This window comes from Kutzneria chonburiensis, from assembly GCF_028622115.1.
GTDB lineage: Bacteria > Actinomycetota > Actinomycetes > Mycobacteriales > Pseudonocardiaceae > Kutzneria > Kutzneria chonburiensis.
Genome location: NZ_CP097263.1, coordinates 3929395 through 3950664 on the forward strand (window position 1 = coordinate 3929395; position 21270 = coordinate 3950664).

At 70.4% G+C, this 21270-nt stretch carries 19 protein-coding genes and 2 pseudogenes; 7 read left to right on the forward strand and 14 right to left on the reverse strand.

The genetic code is table 11. The annotated features are described in order from the left end of the window. Positions 1-92: 92 nt before the first annotated feature. Positions 93-1706 carry a S53 family peptidase gene (locus M3Q35_RS17570; protein WP_273942927.1) on the reverse strand — a complete coding sequence of 538 codons (1614 nt, stop codon included), beginning with the start codon at positions 1704-1706 and terminating at the stop codon, positions 93-95. An 80-nt stretch (positions 1707-1786) separates the two neighbouring features. Between M3Q35_RS17570 and M3Q35_RS17575 the strand changes: the two genes are divergently transcribed. Beyond that, complete coding sequence (locus M3Q35_RS17575; protein WP_273942928.1) at positions 1787-2299, forward strand: NUDIX hydrolase; 513 nt, start codon at positions 1787-1789, stop codon at positions 2297-2299. Here M3Q35_RS17575 and M3Q35_RS17580 read toward each other — a convergent pair whose 3' ends face one another. From M3Q35_RS17580 to arc, 5 genes and pseudogenes are all read right to left on the reverse strand, one after another. Then, the gene (locus M3Q35_RS17580) at positions 2300-4711 is read right to left on the reverse strand and encodes an nSTAND1 domain-containing NTPase (protein WP_273942929.1); all 2412 of its coding nucleotides are present in this window, start codon (positions 4709-4711) and stop codon (positions 2300-2302) included. 78 nt (positions 4712-4789) lie between these two features. After that, positions 4790-6010: an NAD(P)/FAD-dependent oxidoreductase gene (locus M3Q35_RS17585; RefSeq protein WP_273942930.1), complete on the reverse strand. Its 1221-nt coding sequence runs from the start codon at positions 6008-6010 to the stop codon at positions 4790-4792. A gap of 336 nt (positions 6011-6346) precedes the next feature. Then, a complete protein-coding gene (locus tag M3Q35_RS17590; protein ID WP_273942931.1) occupies positions 6347-7039 on the reverse strand; it encodes a hypothetical protein in 693 nt (230 codons plus the stop codon). Between the two features lie 51 nt (positions 7040-7090). After that, positions 7091-7917, reverse strand: a pseudogene (locus M3Q35_RS17595) (aldo/keto reductase). Positions 7918-8232: 315 nt separating this feature from the next. Continuing rightward, on the reverse strand, positions 8233-10026 hold the full coding sequence (gene arc / locus M3Q35_RS17600) for a proteasome ATPase (protein WP_273942932.1): 1794 nt from the start codon (positions 10024-10026) through the stop codon (positions 8233-8235). Positions 10027-10357: 331 nt separating this feature from the next. Here arc and M3Q35_RS17605 point away from each other — a divergent pair, with 331 nt between their 5' ends. Together M3Q35_RS17605 and M3Q35_RS17610 are read left to right on the forward strand one after the other, a co-directional pair. After that, a complete protein-coding gene (locus tag M3Q35_RS17605) occupies positions 10358-11065 on the forward strand; it encodes an Rv0361 family membrane protein (protein ID WP_273942933.1) in 708 nt (235 codons plus the stop codon). Positions 11066-11076: 11 nt separating this feature from the next. Then, on the forward strand, positions 11077-11544 hold the full coding sequence (locus M3Q35_RS17610) for a hypothetical protein (RefSeq protein WP_273942934.1): 468 nt from the start codon (positions 11077-11079) through the stop codon (positions 11542-11544). Here M3Q35_RS17610 and M3Q35_RS17615 read toward each other — a convergent pair. Both M3Q35_RS17615 and M3Q35_RS17620 read right to left on the reverse strand, forming a co-directional pair. Continuing rightward, positions 11541-12395, reverse strand: coding sequence for a tRNA (adenine-N1)-methyltransferase (locus M3Q35_RS17615; protein WP_273942935.1), 855 nt, complete (start codon positions 12393-12395; stop codon positions 11541-11543). The genes M3Q35_RS17610 and M3Q35_RS17615 overlap by 4 nt on opposite strands. A 50-nt stretch (positions 12396-12445) precedes the next feature. Then, positions 12446-13584 (reverse strand): annotated as a pseudogene (locus M3Q35_RS17620) (site-2 protease family protein). Between the two features lie 303 nt (positions 13585-13887). Here M3Q35_RS17620 and M3Q35_RS17625 point away from each other — a divergent pair. Then, on the forward strand, positions 13888-14733 hold the full coding sequence (locus M3Q35_RS17625) for a RecB family exonuclease (RefSeq protein WP_337960597.1): 846 nt from the start codon (positions 13888-13890) through the stop codon (positions 14731-14733). Between the two features lie 61 nt (positions 14734-14794). Continuing rightward, on the forward strand, positions 14795-15157 hold the full coding sequence (locus M3Q35_RS17630) for an STAS domain-containing protein (RefSeq protein WP_273942938.1): 363 nt from the start codon (positions 14795-14797) through the stop codon (positions 15155-15157). On the opposite strand, the gene M3Q35_RS17635 is transcribed toward M3Q35_RS17630, so the two are convergent. The 4 genes from M3Q35_RS17635 to M3Q35_RS17650 are packed head-to-tail and all read right to left on the reverse strand — an operon-like array spanning position 15154 to position 17487. Continuing rightward, positions 15154-16068, reverse strand: coding sequence for an AEC family transporter (locus M3Q35_RS17635; RefSeq protein ID WP_273942939.1), 915 nt, complete (start codon positions 16066-16068; stop codon positions 15154-15156). The genes M3Q35_RS17630 and M3Q35_RS17635 overlap by 4 nt on opposite strands. Before the next feature lie 7 nt (positions 16069-16075). Further along, positions 16076-16921, reverse strand: coding sequence for an ATP phosphoribosyltransferase (hisG, locus tag M3Q35_RS17640; protein WP_273944376.1), 846 nt, complete (start codon positions 16919-16921; stop codon positions 16076-16078). A gap of 20 nt (positions 16922-16941) precedes the next feature. After that, positions 16942-17205 carry a phosphoribosyl-ATP diphosphatase gene (locus M3Q35_RS17645; protein ID WP_273942941.1) on the reverse strand — a complete coding sequence of 88 codons (264 nt, stop codon included), beginning with the start codon at positions 17203-17205 and terminating at the stop codon, positions 16942-16944. Between the two features lie 36 nt (positions 17206-17241). Next, the gene (locus M3Q35_RS17650; RefSeq protein WP_273942942.1) at positions 17242-17487 is read right to left on the reverse strand and encodes a holin; all 246 of its coding nucleotides are present in this window, start codon (positions 17485-17487) and stop codon (positions 17242-17244) included. Between the two features lie 118 nt (positions 17488-17605). On the opposite strand from M3Q35_RS17650, the gene M3Q35_RS17655 reads away from it, so the two are divergent. Both M3Q35_RS17655 and M3Q35_RS17660 read left to right on the forward strand, forming a co-directional pair. Then, positions 17606-18676: an NAD(P)-binding domain-containing protein gene (locus tag M3Q35_RS17655; RefSeq protein WP_273942943.1), complete on the forward strand. Its 1071-nt coding sequence runs from the start codon at positions 17606-17608 to the stop codon at positions 18674-18676. Between the two features lie 22 nt (positions 18677-18698). After that, the gene (locus M3Q35_RS17660; RefSeq protein WP_273944377.1) at positions 18699-19610 is read left to right on the forward strand and encodes a patatin-like phospholipase family protein; all 912 of its coding nucleotides are present in this window, start codon (positions 18699-18701) and stop codon (positions 19608-19610) included. Between the two features lie 193 nt (positions 19611-19803). Here the strand turns inward: M3Q35_RS17660 and M3Q35_RS17665 are convergent, their stop codons facing one another. Then, entirely contained in the window at positions 19804-20691 is an 888-nt protein-coding gene (locus tag M3Q35_RS17665) for a hypothetical protein (RefSeq protein WP_273942944.1), read from the reverse strand. Between the two features lie 170 nt (positions 20692-20861). Further along, complete coding sequence (locus tag M3Q35_RS17670; RefSeq protein WP_273942945.1) at positions 20862-21266, reverse strand: polysaccharide biosynthesis C-terminal domain-containing protein; 405 nt, start codon at positions 21264-21266, stop codon at positions 20862-20864. Positions 21267-21270 lie beyond the last annotated feature (4 nt).

A 21270-nucleotide genomic window follows, 5' to 3' on the forward strand; every position in this document is an offset into this window, starting at 1 on the left:
CTACCCCGCATCCCCCTTGAGAACGACCCCAACGCTTGGAAGGGGCCTTCCTGCACTCCGAGTGCAGGAAGGCCCCTTCCAAGCGTGAAAGGTCAGTTGCCGAGCATGGCCTGGACGAACTTGGCGGCGTCGAAGCTGCCGAGGCCGGTGACGCGGTCGTAGCCCTTGGTCGCGGTGAAGGCGCCGTTGCTGCCGCTGGTGATGTCGTGCAGCGCGGCGGTGCCGGACAGCTTGTACAAGGCGGGGTTGGCGAAGCCGAGGTTGGGCTTGCCGGCGGCCTTGGCCAGCTGGTTGTACAGGGCGGTGAAGCCGGCCCACTGCGGCGCGGCGGCGCTGGTGCCGCCGACGACGCCGAACTGGCCCTTGCTGAACACGGCCAAGCCCGTGGCGGGGTCGGCGTCGGCGGCGATGTCGGGCACCATGCGGACCTTGCTGCCCAGGTTGGCCTGGTAGTCGGGGGCGGCGAAGAGCTTGGAGTTGCCGCCGCCGGAGCCGTCCCAGCCGGTCTCGCTGGTCCGCGCGTTCTGGGCGCTGACCACGAGGTGCGTGCCGCCGGTGCCGGTGACGAACGGGTCGCTGGCCGGGAAGTCGACGCTGGTGCCGCCGTTGCCGATGTCGTCGGAGCCGCTGTCGCCGGACGCCGCGAACAGGCTCTGGCCCTGGGCGGCGGCCTGCTTGTACAGGGTGTCCTGGGCCTGGAGGTCGGCCTGCGAGCCGGCTTCCTCCGGGCCGCCCCAGCTGATCGAAACGACCGGGATCTTGCTGTTCACGATGGCGGCGTACGTGTCGATCACGCCCCGGCTGCTGTTGGGGCCCTCGAACACGGTCAGGTTGGCCTTCGGCGCGATCGCCTGGATCGCCTCGATGTCCAGCTCCACCTCGGTCTGGCCCTCGCCCAGCGCGACGCCGCCGTCCACCTTCTTGACCACCGGCTTCGGCGGCGTGAGGCCGAACTGCTTGTCGTAGGCGTCGATGTTCTGCTGCTGGAAGGCGTCCAGCTCGAACACCGCGACCTGCTGGCCGGCGCCGGTGGCGTTGAGGCCCTTGACGTCGTAGGCCCCGTTGAGGTTGGCCGGCGTGACACCGCGGACGGCCCGCTGCTGCACCGGCGGGTGCGTCAGCTTGCGGTGGTTGTCCAGGCCGGCCACGTCGCTGACGGCGGACGCGAGGTTGCCGGGCAGGCTCAGCGCGGAGTCGTTGGCGTAGTACTCCTGGCCGGACTTGGCGTCGCGGCGGGTGGACAGCTTGGAGCCGAAGGTCTGCTCCATCGCCGAGGCCGGGCCGGTCGCGTCCACGACGAGGTGGTTGGCCGACACCGATTCGACGGTCAGGCCCTTCTGCTTCAGGTACGTCGTGACCTGGTCGAGCTGGTTCTGCGAGGCGCCGTACCTGGCGGTGAACTGCTCCGGCGTCAGGTACTTGCCGTAGTTCGGCGAGCGGGGGTCGCTGACCTGCTTGACGAAGGCGTCGAGCTCCTTCGCGTTGGACGGCGTCATGCTCACCGCGACCGACAGCTGCTTGTCCGCCGGCACGTCGCCGAGGCGGGTGGACTGGGCCAGCTTGGGCAGCACCGTGCCGGCCAGGCTCACTCTGGGTTGCAGGGCGACCGGGTCGGCGTTCGCGGCCTGCATGACGGCCGCGCAGGTCCCCAGTACGGCGATGGGCGCGAGTACCGCCACCGCCACCTTGATGCTCTTCTTCACCATCGGCTCCTCGGTCCGGCAGGGTCCCGGTCGAATACGCCTCACATCCGGTCACGGTTCACTGACGTGCGAAGATCGGTCTCGTGGCCGCCGACGAGCTGATCGCCCTGTACTCCCCCGACGGCGTCGAGGTCGGCAGCACGACCCGGGCGCGGATGCGGGCCGAAGGCCTGTGGCACGCCGCCACGGCGATCATGGTCCGGTCCACCGACGGCCGGCGCGTGTACGTGCACCGCCGCAGCCCGCTCAAGGACGTCTTCCCCGGCCTGCGCGACTGCGGGGTCGGCGGCGTGGTCGACGCCGGCGAGGACCCGGCCGCTGGGGCCGAGCGGGAGCTGGCCGAGGAGCTGGGCATCACGGGCGCGCCGCTGACCTTCCTCTACCGGTTCGTCTTCGACCAGCCGCCGGTGCGGTGCCACAACTTCGTGTACGAGACCGCGTGGGACGGGCCGATCGTGCACCAGCCCGAGGAGATCGTCTCCGGCGGCTGGATGGACCTCGACGAGCTGGCCGCGCAGCTGCGCGATCCGGGCACCGACTTCGTGCCCGACGGCCGGGCCATCGCCTTGGAATGGCTCAGCCGCTACTACGACTGATCAGCACGGCGACCGGTAGTCCAGGCCCGGAAAGTACTGCTGCCACTGGGATTCGGAGATGGGGCCGCCCCGGCAGGCGGTGTCGTGCAGCAGTTTCGGATCGGTGTGCCAGCTGGACAGGCCGGTGGCCGTCCGGACGTAGACATCGCCGTTGTCGGCCACGCCGACCGCCTGGACATGGTTCAGTTGCGCGTCGATCACCATCGGGTGCCGGCCCGGCACCTGGATCTTGCCTTCGCCGTCCGCGAAGGCGAGGACCTGGCCGTCGGCGCTGGTGGCTATCGGGCCTGTCCCGGGGCGAGCGAGGATCGCCACGGGCGGGCCCGACATCTTCACCTGCCACAGCTGCATCTGCTCCCCAGCCACCTGACTCGGCGCCGCCGGGAAGGCCGTGTCGGACAGCCAGGCAGTGTCGGTGCCGTCGCCGGCCAGCGGTGAAACCCGGACCTTGCCGTCGGGGAACGCTGTCACCAGCCGGTCGCCGGCCGGGCTCAGCGTCACCGACACCGGTGGCACGGACTCCTGCCGCGACGCGATCAGGGTGGGCTCATGCCCGGTCAGGTCCCAGACCTGGATGGTGCCATCCGCGTTCGTGGTGACGAGCCGCTTGGCGGACTGGCTGAACCCGGCGCCGGTGGTGGCTCCGGTCAGCAGCTCGCGTCGCACCAGGGCATTCGCCAACACGCCCGGATTCGTCCGCGGCGCCAGCATCTGGAGAGCGAGAGCGACCTTTCCGGCGAGCGACGGATTTCCGCTGTTCTCGAGGCCAGGAATCTTGAGGGCGACACTGTCCACCACGGCCGCATCCCGCTGGCTCTCGGTGGTCTGCCGGGCGAGTACGGCCTGCACGGCAAGTGCGGCGGTACCGGTGGACAACACGAACAGCACAGCCAAGGCGATGGCCAGGGCCCGAAGTCGGCGAGCGCCGCGGCGGGCAGCGGCCGTGGTGGCGCGGTCCAAGGACTGGCTGGCGCGGAGGAAATCCGCCTCACGGACCGACAGTGCCGTGTCGTTGTCGTCGGCCCACTCCTGGGCGCGGGCCAGACGGTTGCCGACGTACAGGGCCTCGTCGTCACGGTCGAGGGACACCCAGACCTCGGCGGCCTGGGTGAGCTGGCGGTGCACCCGAAGGCCGTCACGGTCATCGGCAAGCCAGCCGGCCAGGCGGGGCCAGTGGCGGATGAGGGCCTCGTGGGTGATCTCGACGCCGTGCCGGTCCTGCGTGACGAGCCGGGCGGCGACGAGTTCGGCCAACGGCATGGCGGGGTCGAGCTCGGCGGCGGGCACGCGGCGGCGGGTGTCCTCGGTGCCGTCGCCGAGGGCGACGAGACGCAGGAACAGTTGGCGGGCACGGACCTGCTGGGACGGCGTCAGGGCGTTGAAGGTCTGCTCGGCGGACTGGGCGAGGGCGTGCTGGAGGCCGCCGGTCTTCTCGTACGCGCCGAGCGTGAGGGAGATGCCCTGCCGCCGATGCCAGGTCTCGCGCAGCGCATGCGACAGCAGCGGCAGCGCCCCGACCTGGTTGCCGACATCGGCGACAAGCCGGGTGACCAGGGCTTCCTCGACGACGCAGTCGGCCACGGCGGCGGGACGGATGATCGCGCGGCGGAGCTCGTCGGCGGTCATCGGCCCGACCAGGACCTGCCCGCCGTCCAAAGCCGCGACCAGGGTCGGGAACTGCCCGCAGTGGCCGTAGAAATCGGCCCGCACGCCGATGAGGACCCGCAGCGCGGGATGCATCAGGGCGGCGACGAAGGTGGCGCGGTCCTCGTCCGGGCAGAGGGTGAACAGCTCCTCGAACTGGTCGACGACCAGCAGCTCGACGCCCTGCTGCCGCAGGACGAGGGCGAGGTTCGACGGATGCTCGGCCAGCTCCTCGACGGACGTCGACAGCCGGGCGGCGAGCTCCTCGAACGGACGCGCGCCGGGCGTGACGACCAGGGCATTCCACACGCCGGCGGCCGCGACGCCGGCGCGCAGCAGCGAGGACTTGCCGGCCCCGGACGCGCCGAAGACGCCGACGAACCGCCGGTTGCGCAGCAGTTCGAGGACCTGGTCGACCAGTCGCTCCCGGCCGAAGAACAGCTCGGCGTCATCGGCCTGGAACGCCGAAAGACCGACATAAGGACAGGGCCCGTCCTCCACGACAACGGGCTCGGTCAGCGCCCGCCAGCGGGCCTCCCATTCCGCGATATCGCCGCGGCAGGCCGTGACATAAGCGAGCGTCACGGCCAGGGTCGGCAGTTTCCGACCGTTGGCCGCGTCCGAGAGCACGCTCGGCGAATAGCCGGCCCGCACGGCCAGTTCCCGATACGGCGGACTTCCCGCATCGATACGCAATTGACGCATTCCCGCCGCGAATTCACGCAGCGGACCGTTCTCGAGCGGACGCTCGGCACGCGGCATCCCCATGCACCCCCATCGTCGTACCCGACCACCATCGGGCACCCGCCTTTGTTCGGCAAGTGCCCGACGAGATCGGACAACGAATCAGGCGATGGGGACCCCGGTGTCGGCCAGCCGGTCGGCGTCGACCGCCCGGCGGCTGCGGATCAGCTCCTGCACCGGGCCGATCCCGTCGTCCCACTGGTTGACGTGCATGCCGGCGACGACCTCGCCGCCGGCCAGCCAGAACGCGTAGAACGCCGACCCCTCGACATCGCCGCGGGTGACGACCCGGTCGTAACCGCCGGGCGTGAACCAGCCGGCGAATTCCATACCCAGGTCGTACTGGTCGGTGAAGAAATAGGGCAGCTGGTCATACGTGACATCCTGGCCCAGCATGGATTTGGCGGCGGCCGGGCCGGAATCGACGGCATTCTGCCAGTGCTCGACGCGAATACGCTGCCCATAACGCGAATTCGGCACGCTGGCGATGTCGCCGGCGGCGTAGACATCGGGCGCGGAGGTGCGCAGCGCGGCATCGACCAGCACGCCACCGTTCTCCACGGCCAGGCCACTGTCCTCGGCCAGCTCCGAGTTGGGCCGCGCGCCGACCCCGACGACCACGATGTCGGCCGGGATCTCGCCGGCGTCGGTGGCCACGGCGGCCACCTTGCCGTCGCCGAGGAAACCGGTCACGCCGACGCCCAGACGAACATCGACGCCGTGACGGCGGTGCACCTCACCGAAGACGGTGCCCATCTCCGGGCCGAGGGCCGTGTGCAGCGGCGTGGCCATCGGCTCGACCACGGTCACCTCGCAGCCGGCCTTGCGCGCGGCGGCCGCGGTCTCCAACCCGATCCACCCCGCGCCGACGACCACGACCCGGCCGCCGGTGGCGAACGCCTCGCGCAGCGCGTCGGACTGGCTGAAGCGGCGGAGATAGTGCACGCCGTCCTGGTCGTTGCCGTTCACCTTGAGCCGCCGCGGCGACGAGCCGGTGGCCAGCAGCAGCTTGGTGTAGCCGATGCGCTCGCCGCCGGCCAGCTCCACCTCGTGCGCCGCGTGGTCGAGCCGGGAGACGCGGCGGCCGTTGAGCAGCTCCACGTGGTTGTCGCCGTACCAGCCCAGCGGATGCAGGAACACGCTGTCGCGGTCCTGGTCGCCGAGCAGGTAGCCCTTGGACAGCGGCGGCCGGTCGTACGGCCGTTCCTGTTCCGCGCCGATGAGCACGATCCGACCGTCGAAGCCCTCCGCCCGCAGCGTCTCGGCCGCCTTGGCCCCGGCCATGCCGGCGCCCACGATGACGTGCGTCTGCTCGCTGGACATCCTCGTCACTCCCGTCGCAGAACCGCTGATTCCCCCGTTCTACAACCCCGGCGCAAGCCCTGCGCGTTGTTCACGGCTCGTTGTTCGGCTGACGGCCGACGACACCGAACAACGCCGGACCGGTAGACAGGTGATGGGCGGCAACCGGCCACGAGGGGGGACCGGTTGTCCCTGCCGGCATCGCGGGTCGTCAGACCAACGGCGCCGGCGTCCTCGGCCCCCGCGCACCCCGGACAGGTGCGCGGTGGTCGAGGACCTGACCACCGCGCTCCGTGCCCAGCGGAGCCGGCGAAGCCGGATCGCCCCGCTCGGCTGTGGACGGGGCGATCCGGTGTCTCAGGTCGCGGGCGTGGCGGCCAGCGCGGCCGCCGCCGGGGTGGCGAGCTCGCCGATCAGGTTCTGCGCGTTGGCCTCCGGGGTCTTCACGACCTGAACGCGGGCCAGCAGCTGGCCCTTGGCCAGCAGCAGGGTGCAGCTGATCTGGCTGCCCTTCTCGCACCAGCTGTAGCTGGCGTCCACGCCGGCCGGAGTGTGCGCGAGCGGGTACTTGGTGGCCTGGGAGCACACCAGTGCGGCTTTCGTGGCGGCCAACACCTGGGCGGCGGTGGTCGACTTCGGGTAGGCGGCCACGTACTCGGTCATCGTGGTGACGGCACTGGCCCCGACCCACCCGGTCTGAGCCCCGGCGGTTGCCGCCGAAGGCTTGCTCAGCGAGGCGTTGCAGACGGGCAGCGAAGCCAGCACCGTCGACTTCTGCGGAATGTTGGGGTGGAAGCCGATCTCCAGCACCGCGGCGTCGGTCATCAACGCCCCGGCGACATCAGCGGCGGCCGTCGTCGTCGTGGTGGTCGGCACGGTCGTGGTGGCCGTGGTGGTGGGCGCGGCCTCAGACGTCGTGGTGGCGACGGGGTCCTGGGTGGCGTAGTGCCGCAGGTCGTTGGGCTTGCCTGAACAGGACGCCGTCAGCACGAGAATGCCGACGACCACGTACGCGCGACGCAACGCGTTGCCCCCTCCGGGATTCGTCACAAGGAATCACCCGAGGGTAGTAGTCGGCGATCACCGCCCCGCGCGCGACCGTCAGTTCCAGGCGAGCTCGGCGCGATGCCCCCAGTAGCGGCCGGGTTCGACCGCGAGATGGGCCAGCGTGTCCGGCCCCGGCAGCGTCACGCGAACCGCCGCGAGATTGGCCCGCAGCTGGGCCGGACTGGCCGCCCCGAGCAGCACGGTGTCGGCCCACGGCTGGGCCAGCGCGGCCGCCAGTGCGACGGCGTCGGCCCCGACACCGGCCCGCTCGGCGATGCCCAGCAGCTCGGCCGGCGGCTCCACGGCCAGCCGCCCGTTGGCCAGCGCCTCCTTGACGAGCACGTGCAGGCCGGCCTCGTGGGCCTCGGCCAGCGCCGGCCCGGCCGAGCTCTCCAGCACGTTCCAGGTCGACTGCACGGTGCTGAACAGCGGCCGCCCATGCACGGTCAGGCCCAGCGCCCGCCGAATGGTGTCGGCCTGCGCCGGGCCGGTGGTGGAGAAGCCGATGCGCAGGCCGCGGTCGGTCAGCTCGAACAGGCTCTGCTGCAACAGCGGATCGTTGAACAACGGGCTGTCGGCGGTCAGCGAGTGCACCTGGTAGACCGAGAGCCAGGGGCCGAGCAGGTTCTCGGTCTCGGCCCACTGCTGCTCGAACCGGGCCAGGCTGTGCTCCTTGACGGCTCGTGCACGGCCGCGTCGGGCTGCCAGTCGGCCACGTAGGCGTAGCCCCACTTGCTGGACACCGTGACGTCCCGGGGCGCGCGATCGGCCAGCCAGGCGGCCAGGAACTCCTCGGCGCGCCCGTACGAGCGGGCGGCGTCGACCCAGCGGATGCCGGCCGCGTAGGCGTCGTCCAGCACCTTCCAGGCGGCGGCCCGCATGGCCGGCACGGTGCGCACGCCAGGTAGCGCGCCCTGCCGGCCCAGGTTGATGTAGGCGGGCCGGCCCAGCGCGGCCAGGCCCAAGCCGAGTCGTTCGAGCACGTCTCCCCCTTCGCCCGCGGTTGACGGCAAGACGCTATCCGGGCGACCCGGCTTTCGCACGACAGCACGAGTGAATGACCACGCAGAGTGGTGATCGGCCCCATTTCAGGATTTACCGAATGGTTACGTAAATCGGCGCGCCGACTCACCCGAAAGAGTCACAAACGGCCCGGGTCAGAAGACCCGGGCCGCTCATGGGATTGCAGTGTGGAATTACAGGTACTGGCCGGTGTTGCTGGCCGTGTCGATGGCCCGGCCCGACTCCTGGTTCTTGCCGGTGACCAGGGTGCGGATGTACACGATCCGCTCGCCCTTCTTGCCCGAGATCCGGGCCCAGTCGTCCGGGTTGGTGGTGTTGGGCAGGTCCTCGTTCTCGGCGAACTCGTCCACGATGGCGTCGATCAGGTGCTGCACCCGCAGGCCCGGCTCGCGGGTCTCCAGCACGGCCTTGATCGCCGCCTTCTTGGCCCGGTCCACGATGTTCTGGATCATCGCGCCCGAGTTGAAGTCCTTGAAGTACAGGACCTCCTTGTCCCCGTTGGCGTAGGTGACCTCCAGGAACCGGTTCTCGTCCGACTCGTCGTACATCCGCTCGACGGTGTGCTGGATCATCGCGTTGATGCAGCGCTTGGCGTCGCCGGCGAACTCGGCCAGGTCGTCGGTGTGGATGGGCAGCGTCTCGTTGAGGTACTTGGAGAAGATGTCCTTGGCCGCCTCGGCGTCCGGCCGCTCGATCTTGATCTTCACGTCGAGCCGGCCCGGGCGCAGGATGGCCGGGTCGATCATGTCCTCGCGGTTGGAGGCGCCGATCACGATGACGTTCTCCAGGCCCTCGACACCGTCGATCTCGGCCAGCAGCTGCGGCACGATCGTGGTCTCCACGTCGGAGGACACGCCGGAGCCACGGGTGCGGAAGATCGAGTCCATCTCGTCGAAGAACACGATCACCGGGGTGCCCTCGGAGGCCTTCTCCCGTGCCCGCTGGAAGATCAGCCGGATGTGCCGCTCGGTCTCGCCGACGAACTTGTTGAGCAGCTCAGGGCCCTTGATGTTGAGGAAGTACGACTTGGCCTGGCCGTCGTCGTCACCCCGCGCCGCCGCCACCTGCTTGGCCAGCGAGTTGGCCACCGCCTTGGCGATCAGCGTCTTGCCGCAGCCGGGAGGCCCGTACAGCAGGACACCCTTCGGCGGGCGCAGCTGGTACTCGTGGAACAGCTCGGCGTGCAGGAACGGCATCTCCACGGCGTCGCGGATGGCCTCGATCTGCCGGAACAGGCCGCCGATGTCGCGGTAGTCGACGTCCGGCACCTCCTCCAGCACGAGGTCCTCGACCTCCGCCTTGGGCACCCGCTCGTAGGCGTAGCCGGCCTTGGAGTCGACCAGCAGCGAGTCACCCGGCTTGAGCGGGGCGTCGACCAGCGGGTCGGCCAGCCAGACCACGCGCTCCTCGTCGGCGTGGCCGACGACCAGCGCGCGGGCCGTGCCCGACTCGTAGTCGCTGAGCAGCTCGCGCAGGATGCACACCTCGCCGGTGCGCTCGAAGCCGCCGGTCTCCACGACCGTCAGCGCCTCGTTCAGCCGGACCGACTGGCCCAGCTTGAGGGTCCCGCTCTCGACGGCGGGGGACACCGCCACGCGCATACGACGGCCGGCGGTGAACACGTCCACCGTCCCGTCCTCGTATCCGGCCAGGTAGACGCCGTAGCCGCTGGGCGGCTGGGCCAGCCGGTCCACCTCCTCGCGCAGGGCGAGCAGCTGGCTGCGTGCCTCTCGGAGGGTGTCGACCAGCTTGGTGTTGCGCTCGGTCAGCTGGCTCACCCGCTCGGACGCCTCGGCAAGGCGCTGTTCGAGCAACCGGACGTGTCGTGGGGACTCCGTCAACTTGCGCCGCAGCAGTGCGATCTCGTCCTCGAGGAACCTGATCTGCGCGGACAATTCGGCGCCACTCGGGCCGTTGGTCAGCTCGCCACCCTCATCGGGCTGGCTGCCGGGACGGTCGGTCGACATATCGGCACCCTCCTCCCGCTCTACGTCTAACCACGGTACCGGCGATCACTGACAAGTGAGAGGACCTCTGGCCGGTCGCTGGTCGCGAAACGGCCACGAAACGCCCGCTCGGCCGGATGAACTACTCCATACCGGTGTCAGGGGGAACCTCCCAACCGCTACCGTGCGTCTCAGGCACTACGGAGTGCCGTGGTTGTCGAAGTGTCCACGCCGACCGCGTGAACATCCACCCAAACGTGACCGTCGTCCCGTGGAGTGGACACCTGGGCATACCCGGCGCGTTACCCAGGGCAAACCACGCCGGGAAGACCATCATGGGGGAGTTAGCGAAGTGACCTACCCGCCGCAGCCGCCGCAGGGTCCGTACGGCCAGCAGTACCCGCCGCCGCCTCCGCCGCCGCCGGGCTACGGCCAGCAGCAGTACCCGCCGCCGAACCCGTACCCGCAGCAGCCCCAGTACGGGCAGTTCGGGCAGCAGCCCGGGCAGTTCGGGCCGCAGTTCCCGGGCGGGATGCCGCCGCGCAAGCCGTCCTACGCCAAGCCGTTGCTGATCCTGCTCGGCGTCCTGGTGGTGTCGGCTCTCGCCGTCGGCGGCGTCGTCTGGTTCGACACCGCCAACGCCCCGCAGCACACGGCGTCGACCGGCACCAGCACCACGCACGCCCCGGCCCGCACGACCACCCACAGCGCGCCGTCGTCCGGCAGCTCCAGCGGCTCGGGCGGCAGCGCCCAGAGCGAGGCGAAGGCCGTGGCCGACCGCTTCGTCGCAGCCGTCAACAAACACGATGCCGACGCCGCCACGCAGCTCGTGTGCCCCGCCGACCGGGACGAGTACGCGAAGGTCGCCGCCACCCCGAACTCGGTGTTCGACCCCAGCACCAACACGCACATGGAGTTGACGAGCATCGCCCAGACCGACAGCACACACGCCGCCGCGAAGATCCACACCGTCGGCACCAAGAACGGCGAGCAGCGGAGCCAGGACGCCACGGTTCTGGTCACCAAGCAGTCCGCCGGCTGGTTCGTCTGCAACACGTAGGCTGATCATCCGTGAGCTTCCAGCAGCCGCCATTCGACTCGTCCACCGTGCGCCGGAGCCCGACCCGGCGCAAGGACGCCTGGATCATCAGCGGCACCGTCGTCGGCGTGCTGGCCATGCTCGGCCTCGGCGCCTGGGCCGTCATCGCGATCACCAGCAAGGGACAGCCGTCGCCGCCGCAGGCCACCGGCTCGCAGACCGCCGGCCCGGCTGACCCGCTGGCCGCCGCCGCGGCCCAGCAGTTCGCCGACGCCCTGGCCAACGACGACGTGGCGGCGGCGAAGCTGGTCGTCTGCTCGTCGGAGAACCCGCAGGCCACCGGCGTGAAGGTGCCGTACGAGGTGCGCAAGCTGGCCGTCACCGGCTCCACCGGCACGCTGACGCTGGTCAAGCACCCGCAGGCCGGTCAGGACGTGGCCGTGCCGGCCATCCGGCTGGTGAAGCAGGACGGCCGCTGGCAGATCTGCGGGACCGCCTAGTTGTTGTTGTTCCCGGCCGAGGTGGGCCGGCGCTGCGGCTTGGGCGTGACGACGCCGTCGGCCAGCCGGCGGGCCGTCAGCAGGAACGCCGTGTGCGCGATCATCCGGTGCTCGGGGCGGACCGCGAGGCCGACCACGTGCCACGGGCGCATCATCGTTTCCCACGACTCCGGCTCGGTCCAGCACTGCTGCTCACGCAGCGCCTCGGTGACCCGGGACAGCTGCGTCGTGGTCGCCACGTACACGACCAGAACGCCGCCGGGGATCAGGGCGGCCTTGACCGTCTCCAGCACGTCCCACGGCGCGAGCATGTCCAGGACGACCCGGTCCACCTCGCCGCCCTCGGCGGCCGACGGGTGCTCCTTCAGGTCGGCCACGGTCAGCGACCAGTTGTCGGGGGCCTTGCCGAAGAACTGCTCGACGTTGCGGATCGCGTGGTCGGCGTGGTCCTGCCGGACCTCGTAGGAGATGACCTTGCCCTGGTCGCCGACCGCGCGCAGCAGCGAGCAGGTCAGCGCGCCCGAGCCGGCGCCGGCCTCGAGCACGCGGGCGCCCGGGAAGACGTCGCCCCACATGACGATCTGGGCCGCGTCCTTGGGGTAGATGACCTGGGCGCCGCGCGGCATGGACAGCACGTAGTCCGGGAGTAGCGGGCGCATCGCCAGGTAGGAGGTGTTGGCCGCGGAGGTGATCAGCGAGCCCTCCGGCTTGCCGATCAGGTCGTCGTGGGCGAGGGCGCCGCGGTGCGTGTGGTACTCCTTGCCCGCTTCGAGGACGATCGTGTAGTGCCGGCCCTTCGAGTCGGTCAGCTGCACCCGGTCTCCGGCCTGGAAAGGCCCACTCACGGTCACTTGCCTGGTCCTGCCTTCTGCTCACGCCTTCGGGGGTTCGCGGAATCGTCTCAGGTGCGGCGACGGCCCGTGGCAGCGGCCCTGAGGTCCTGCCGGCGCAGCACGCCGGCCGGCCGTCCTTCCTCGTCGACCACGAGGAACTGCCAGGCCGCCGTGGTGCGCACCTGCTCGGCGATCTCGTCGGTCGGCTCCGAGTCCAGCAGCACCGTCTCCGGCCGGATCGGCTCCGCCGCCGCCTCGGCCGGCGTCAGCGGCGACTGCTCGGCGATCTTGCGCGCGGCATCCTCGTCCAGCAGGCCGACGGCCACACCGTCGGCGCGGACCAGCACCACTCCCTGCCGGCCGACGCCGCCAGCGCGTCGGCCACCGGGCTCTCCGCCGGCAGCTGGAGCACCGGGCGGACCAGGTCGTTCAGGCTCACGCCCTCGGGCCAGCTGCGCCGCATCTCCGTGACCAGCTCGCTGCGGGCACCGGCGATCACGAACCAGGCCGTCACCACGCACACGCCCAGCCACAGCCAGCGGTCGCTGGAGCCCTGGACCAGGCGAAGCAGCGCCCACAGCAGCAGCAGGCCGGCCACGATGCCGCCGCCGACCACCGCCGTGCGGGTGCCCGTGCCGCGACGGCCCGTCAGGCCCCACACCGCCGCGCGCAGCATGCGGCCGCCGTCCAGCGGCAGGCCCGGCAGCAGGTTGAACACCGCCACCGCCGCGTTGGCCAGGGTCGTCTCGAGCAGCAGCAGCCAGATCGGGCCGCCCGCCGGCACCACGGCCAGCGTCGCCCCGAACAGCAGCGCCAGCACGATCGACACCGCCGGCCCTGCCGCCGCGATCAGGCCCTCTTGGGCCGGCTTCGCCGGCGAGCGGCTCACCTCGGAGATACCGCCCAGCAGGAACAGCCGCAGCCGGCGCACCGGCAGGCCGTAGCGCAGCGCCACCACGCAGTGGCCCAGCTCGTGGGCCAGCACCGACAGGCCCAGCAGCAGCGCGAAGCTGGCCGCGAGGACCAGCGCCGTCGCCGTGCCGATGCCCGGCATCAGCTGGCCGACCATCGGCGTGTACAGGGCCGTGACCACGATCGAGCCGATCCACCACGACGGCGCCAGCAGCACCGGCACCGAGCCGACCCGGAACAGGCGAAGCCCACCATCGGGGTCCCCCGAGCGTCGGGTCCAACTGGTGGTGGCCACGTAAACAGACTAGGGCCCCGGGTGTGGGGCCGCTGTCACGACATCTTCACAGCCACCCACCCCACCGCACCACTTTTTCGCCACATGCGCTTCCCATTTGCGCCCTGACGCCACATAGGAAGCGCATGTGACATCACAGCCGCCGCTGGTGCTGGTGTTGCCACATGCGCTTCGTACTTGCGCTCCGGTGCCACATAGGAAGCGCATGTGGCGAAAAAAGGGGTGCGGCATTCGGGTGGGGTTCGCGCGCGCGAGGCATGGGGGCCGGCGGAACTGTCAGACCCGATGGGTAGCGTTTCGGGTATGGAGAAGGTGGTGCGCAGGCCGGCGTTGTCCCCGTCGAGGGCCAGCGATTTCAAGCAGTGCCCGCTGCTCTACCGGTTCCGGGCGGTCGACCGATTGCCGGAGAAACCGACGAAGGCGCAGATCCGGGGCACCGTCGTGCACTCGGTGCTGGAGCGCCTTTTCGGGCTGCCGGCCGGCGAGCGCGTGCCCGACACGGCCAAGGACCTGCTCGGCCCGGCCTGGCGGGACCTGCTGGCCGAGCGGGCCGAGCTGGGCGACATGTTCGAGCAGGAGGAGGACCTGGCCGAGTGGCTGGCCTCGGCCGAGAAGATGCTGACCGGCTACTTCGGCCTCGAGGACCCGCGCCGTCTCGAGCCCGAGGCGTGCGAGCTGCTGGTCGAGGCCGAGCTGCCTTCGGGCATGCTGCTGCGCGGCTACATCGACCGTCTCGACGTGGCGCCGACCGGCGAGATCCGGGTCGTCGACTACAAGACGGGGGCCGCGCCGCGGGAGATCGGCGAGGCCAAGGCCATGTTCCAGATGAAGTTCTACGCCCTGGTGCTGTGGCGGCTGCGGGGCGTGGTGCCGCGGCAGCTGCTGCTGATGTACCTGTCGGACCGGCAGAACCTGGCCTACCAGCCGGACGAGGCCGAACTGCGGCGGTTCGAGCGCACCCTGGAGGCCATCTGGGACGCCATTCTCAAGGCCGGCAAGACCGGCGACTTCCGGCCCAATCGCAGCCGGCTGTGCGACTGGTGCGACCACAAGGCGCTGTGCCCGGAATTCGGCGGCACGCCGCCGCCCTACCCCGGCTGGCCCGAGCCCGACCCGGGGGTGGAGACCGCGCTGGACCGAGCGGACTAGGCTGTCGGTCACCCGACCCGCACGCCCGGTCACTCCAGGTGGCCTGGCGAAGGGAGTGCGCATGTCCTCGGAGGACTTCGACCTGATCACGGTGCACACCGAGCCCGCAGGCGACGCCGTCGTCGTACGGGTCAGCGGCGAGCTCGACCTGTCGACCGCCGACGTGGCCGAGGCCGAGCTCGGGCAGGCCGTCGGCAGCGGGGCGCCGGCGGTGATCGTGGACCTCGACCGGGTCAGCTTCCTGGGCTCCACCGGCCTGCGTGTGCTGCTGACGGCCCGTGACCGGGCCAACGACTCCGGGGTGGATCTCCGGCTGGTCGGCGACCATCGCGTGGTGCTGCGTCCGCTCCAGGTCAGCGGCCTGATGCCGGCGTTCCAGGTGCACGCCACCGTGCCGGACGCCATCGCGGCATTGACGGCTTAGGCGCGCAGCAGAGCCGTCACGCCGGACAGCGTGACCATGGACAGCACGGTGGACAGCAGGACGGCGTTGCGCGGCAGCCGGGTGTCCAGCGCGTACTGGTGGGCGTAGACGAACACGTTCTGGGCGGTCGGCAGGGCCGAACACAGCACGACGGCGAGGAGCAGGTGGCCGTCCAGGCCGAGGGCTTCGCCGGCCAGGAACGCGATCAGCGGCTGGGCAATGGCCTTGAGCAGGACGATCACCCAGAGCTCGCGGCGGTCGCTCGGCTCACGCTGCCCACGGTCGTGCAGCGACATGCCCAGCACGAGGAGGGCCGTCGGCACTGCGGCGGCGCCGAGCTGGGTCAGCGGCCCGTTGACCAGGTCCGGCAGGTGCCAGCCGAGGGCACTGATCGTCACGCCCAGCGCGGACGCCGCGATGATCGGGTTCCTGACCGGCAGCGTGAGCAGGTCCCGCCAGCGGTGGCCGGACTTGGCGGCGACGTCCAGCTCGACCAGGGTGAGCACGATCGGCGTGATGACCAGGACCTGGAACAGCAGCACCGTGACGATGAACGAGGCGTCGCCCAGCACCGAGATCGCCACCGGCACGCCCAGGTTGGCCGAGTTCACGTAGCAGGCGGCCATCGCGCCGATGGACCGGTCGGCCAGGCCCCGGCCGAACAGCCAGCGGCCGGCGGCGAGCGCGCCGACGCCCACGACCAGCGTGCCCAGTGCGAACACGATGATCGCCGGGGTCAGCAGCCGCGACACCGGCGTCCGGCTCAGGGTGGTGAGCAGGACGGCCGGCATCGCCACGTGGAACACCAGCCGGCCCAGCACCAGCTCGGCGCGGTCGCCGAGCACGCCGGACCGGCCGACCAGGTAGCCGAGCACGGTCAGCGCCCAGATGGGCACGAACGCGGTCAGCACCCGGACATCAGAGCCGGCAGGAGCGGATGTCCGAGGCCAGGATGGCCTTGGCGCCCAACGCCGACAGCTCGTCCATGATGTTGTTGGCTTCCTTGCGGGACACCATCGCCCGCACCGCGGCCCAGTTCTCGTCGGCCAGCGGGGCGACCGTCGGCGACTCCAGGCCCGGCGTGGTCTTCAGCGCCTGGTCCAGCAGGGCCTTCGGGCAGTCGTAGTCCAGCATCAGGTACTGCTGGGCCAGCACCACGCCACGCAGCCGGGCGGTCAGCTGGGCCTTGGCCGGCGTGAGCTCCGAGCCCTCGCGCTGCACCAGGATCGCCTCGGACTTGCAGATCACGTCGCCGAAGGCCACCAGGTTGTGCTGGCGCAGCGTGCGGCCCGAGCCGACGACGTCGGCGATGACGTCGGCCACGCCGAGCTGCACCGAGATCTCCACCGCGCCGTCGAGCCGGATCACGTCCGCCTCGATGCCGCGCTTGCTCAGGTCGTCGACCACCAGCCGCGGGTAGGCCGTGGCCAGCCGCATGCCCTGAAGGTCCTCGACCTTCCAGTCGCGGCCGGCCGGGCCGGCGTAGCGGAAGTTCGAGCCGCCGAAGCCCAGCTCCAGCGTCGGCTCCACGCCCGCGCCCGAGTCACGGGCCAGGTCGAGGCCGGTGATGCCCAGGTCGAGCTGGCCGGACCCGACGTAGATGGCGATGTCCTTGGGCCGCAGGAAGAAGAACTCGACGTCGTTGGCCACGTCGAGCACCGTGAGGTCGCGGGACTCATGGCGTCCCCGGTAGCCCGCCTCGGCCAGCATCTCGGCGGACTTCTCGGCAAGGGCGCCCTTGTTGGGCACCGCGACGCGCAGCATCTGCTTACTCCCGGTGTCGCTCATAGGTGACGGTAGACGTCGTCGAGGGTCAGGTCGCGGCCCAGCATCAACACCTGGACGCGGTAGAGCAACTGGGATATCTCCTCGGCCAGCCGCTCGTCGGACTCATGCTCGGCCGCGATCCACACCTCGCCGGCCTCCTCCAGGACCTTCTTGCCCTGGGCATGGACGCCGTCGTCCAGCGCCGCCACCGTGCCCGACCCGGCGGGCCGCGCCTTCTTGCGGTCGGTCAGCTCCGCGAACAGCTCGTCGAACGTCTTCACGGGAGCTGATCCTCCCATCCCCCGTTCGGCCGTTGCCTACTTGGGGGTGGGCTGTGGCTGAATCGCGCCGACCAGGCTCGGACTGCCGGGTTTGCCCACCGGGACGGAGCCGACCGAGGTCAGCACGGACAGCAGCGCCGCCATGCCGGCGGTGGACAGCGACGTGGTCCAGTCGGCGTTCAGCAAACCGACGCTTCCCGCTCCCAGCACGGCAACCAGGGTTTGGCAGAACGTCTTCATCGCGCGTTCGAGCGCGCACTGCCAGAAGGTCAAAGTAAGCATTTCGGTCTCCCTCCTCGATGTGTTGAGGAGCCGTCACCCGACCGGCTGATACCGGCCGGTGTGAGCAAACCGACAGGCGGCGCGGAAGCACCCGAATGCCGTAGCTGTTGGCAAGGGTGTGGCCGTTGACGCGCAAGAGATCAGCGTGGTGGTGATCGGGGCCGGTCAGGCCGGGCTGTCGGCGAGCTACTTCCTGCGGCATTACGGCGTCTCTCACGTCGTGCTGGACGGGGCTCCTGAGGCTGGTGGGGCGTGGCAGCACCGTTGGCCGTCGCTGCGGCTGGGCAAGGTGCACGGCATCCACGACCTGCCGGACTTTCCGCTGGGCAAGCCGGACTCTGAACGGCCGGCGTCCGAGGTCGTGTCGGAGTACTTCGCGGCGTTCGAGAGCGCTCATTCGCTGCCGGTGATTCGACCGGTTCGGGTGACGGCCGTGCGGGAGAACGGGGACGGGCGGCTGCTGGTCGTGACCGATCGGGGTCCTTGGGTGGCGCGGGCCGTGGTCAACGCGACCGGGACCTGGGAGCGGCCGTTCTGGCCGCACTATCCAGGACAGGCGTCTTTTCTGGGCCGGCAGCTGCACACCGCCGGCTACAACGGGCCCGAGGAGATGGCCGGCAAGCGCGTCGTCGTGGTCGGCGGCGGGGCTTCGGCAACCCAGGCGCTGGCCGAGATCTCCCTGGTCGCGGCCACGACCACGTGGGTCACTCGGCGTCCGCCGGTGTGGCGTGAGGGGCCGTTCAAGGAGCAGGACGGCCGTGCCGCCGTCGCCCTGGTCGATGAGCGGGTGCGGGCGGGGCTGCCGCCGATCAGCGTGGTCGGCGTGACCGGGCTGGGCATCACTCCCGACGTCGCCGACGCGCGGGCCCGTGGCGTCATGGAGCGGCTGCCCATGTTCTCCCGCGTGGTTCCCGATGGCGTGGAGTGGGCCGACGGCCGGCACGTCGAGGCCGACGTCATCCTCTGGGCCACCGGTTTCCGTGCCGCCCTCGACCACCTCGCGCCGCTGCGTCTTCGTGCCCCCGGCGGCGGGATTCTCATGGACGGGACCCGCGTTGTCGTCGATCCCCGGGTTCACCTGGTCGGGTACGGGCCGTCGGCTAGTACCGTTGGCGCGACGAGGGCAGGACGTGCGGCGGCCCGGGAGGTCCGGGACCTGTTGAGGAAGCAGGCTGTGAGCGCCGCCTGAGAGGTGGGGCGCGTTGGACTTCGTGCACGGCGACCGGGACGTACTGGACGTGTTGCGCACTCGGCGGGCCGCCGGCAGCAGGCCTGGGCAGCGTGACGACGGGCTTCGGGTGGCCCTTGTCGTCGAGGGCGGCGGCATGCGCGGCGTCTACGCCGGCGGCATGGTCTCCGCTCTGGAGTCCCTGGGCCTCCGCAATGCCTTCGACGACGTCTACGGCACCTCCGCTGGCGCCTTCTCCGCCGTGGCCCTGGCCGTCGGCAAGGGCTCCAAGGCCGGCGCCGTGTACTACGAGGACCTCGCGTCCCGTGACTTCATCAACTACCGCCGTGCTTTGACCGGCCGCGGTCCGTTGATCAGCCTCGACTACCTCGTCGAGCACGTGTTGGAGAAGTCCAAGCCCCTCGACTACTCCCTGTTGGCGTCGTCCGACATCCCCGTCCGCACCGTCGCCACCCGCCTGGACACCGGCGTCGCCGAGGAGCTCACCGGCCTGTCCTCCGCCGACGACTGGCGCGCTGCCCTCTGCGCCACCTCTTGCGTCCCTTTCCTCTGCGGTCCCGCCATTTCCTTGCAGGGCGCCCAGTGGATCGACGGCTCCGTCGCCGAGCCCATCGCCATCGAACGGGCCATCGAGAGCTCCGCCACCCACGTCCTCGTGCTGCTTTCCCGTGCCCCCACCGAGAAGTCCCCCAAGGGCGGCGAGCACCCCCTCATGTCCGTCGTCGCCCGCGGCCTCGATCCCGTAGTCGCCGAGGCTTTGCGCCGCCGGGCCCAGAAGCACGCCACCGCCATGCAGCTGTTGACCGGCAAGGGTTTGTTGGCCTTGCGCCCCACCGTCGACTGCGGCATCAACGGTCTCACCACCAACATCCCCCGCCTCCGCCGCGCCGAGGAAACCGGGGCCGCCGCCGTCCACGCCGTATTCGCCGCTTAGGCCTCGGCTTTGACGTATGGGCCGGGTGTGGCTTTTGTGCCCCACCCGCCCCCTTAGCCCGTATCACCGTTCGGCGGTAACCCCAGAGCCCTTCGCAGCCGGCCAACACGGCGACCGGAGGCGTTCCGACCAAAGGTGTAGAGAAACGGCCACTGCATGCCGGTGTAGTCCGCGGCGACGAATCCCAGGCGCTTCAGCAAGCCCCTGCCGACCGGCAGCGCACCCAGCAGTACACCGGCAATGGACAGCACGGTCGGACCGTCGAAGGCGAGACCGGCGAGACCGGTGGACAAACCGAGCGAAAACTCGGTTGCCGGCTCTTTTTCGCCAGCCAGGACCGCAGTGTGTTGCTCAGGCGGGCATCGTCGAGGTCTCGGGCCAACTCGCGGTACAGCTTGCCTTCGATCGAAGACGGATCCTCCACCGCGGCACATTCACAGATCCTGGCGTACCAGTTGGCCAACTGTGCGTGGCCTTCGGAGCCGACGAACCGACGGAGGTCGGACACGTCACCGACAAGATCGAGCGTGCGCAGCAGGTCGAGAAGTTCATCGGCGAGCCGCGCATAGTCCTGATGGGCCGACCGCCGCCGCCGCGTTGCCGGGAGCGCATCGCCGGAACTGTCGAACTCGGCGATCCACCGCAGGAACTTGCTGTCCTGGTTGGCCAGGAAGAACGGCGCGGTGGCGCCGGAGGCAGCAATGGCATCGCCATGGTTGTACGCCTGGCGCAGCACCTGAACGGCCGCCCCACGAGGATCGGACGAATAGCGGTGAGCGGTTTCCAACACACCGGCGGGAAGGTCGTCGGCACCACGGTGAACCACCCGCTCGACGGCCCTGAGCACCGACGGATTCTCGACGACGTACTGTTCGGCCCACTCCTTGCCGGCCTCCGCCGGTGCGATGATCACCCGACGCTGCGGCATCGGCTTGGTCGCGTCCTCCTCCGCGATACGCCGGATCTCGTCGTCGACGAGGGGAATCCAGGGCGCGCCCTCGGCCCACGGGTGACTGTCACGGAACCGTCGCGATATCAGCCAGTTCTCCCGGGCGATCACCCGAACATGCCCGGCGGTCACGTAGTCGACGTACTCCCGCTCGCCGACCTTGCAACCGTCGGACGACAGCAGGGTGCTCGACGGCGCCCACAGCACGAGGGCGGTGCTGGCCGCGATCATCCGGTGCAGATTCCGATAGCCGTCGGCGCCGTATTCGCTGATGTGGCAGAACGTTCGAAATTCGGAGGCGCTTATGACGAACCGACCAGCTTGCGGGGCGATGTCTCGCCGGGTTCGTACGGGCGATCGCTGACCGCGACGATCCAGAGATCGGCGTTGCCCTCATTGCGTATCGCGTGCGCCCACAACGGCGGTATCTCGACGAGCACCGCGCCGTCGCCGGCGAACGTACGGTGCTTCGCTTCGGTGCCTGAGCCCGTGTCCCAGTGCAGCGACCAGTGGTCCGTGGCAACCACGGCGATCGCCTCACGCTTGCCGATGTGGAAGTGGTTGCCACGGATCGCGCCCGTTCGGATGGAGGCGAAGTGGAGATCCTGCACGGGTTGGACCCACGCAAGACAGCTGGTCAGCACCGACACGCTCAGACCGCGTTCGTCGGATACCGCTGGCAGAACGGTGATCCGCAATTCGTCCACCGTC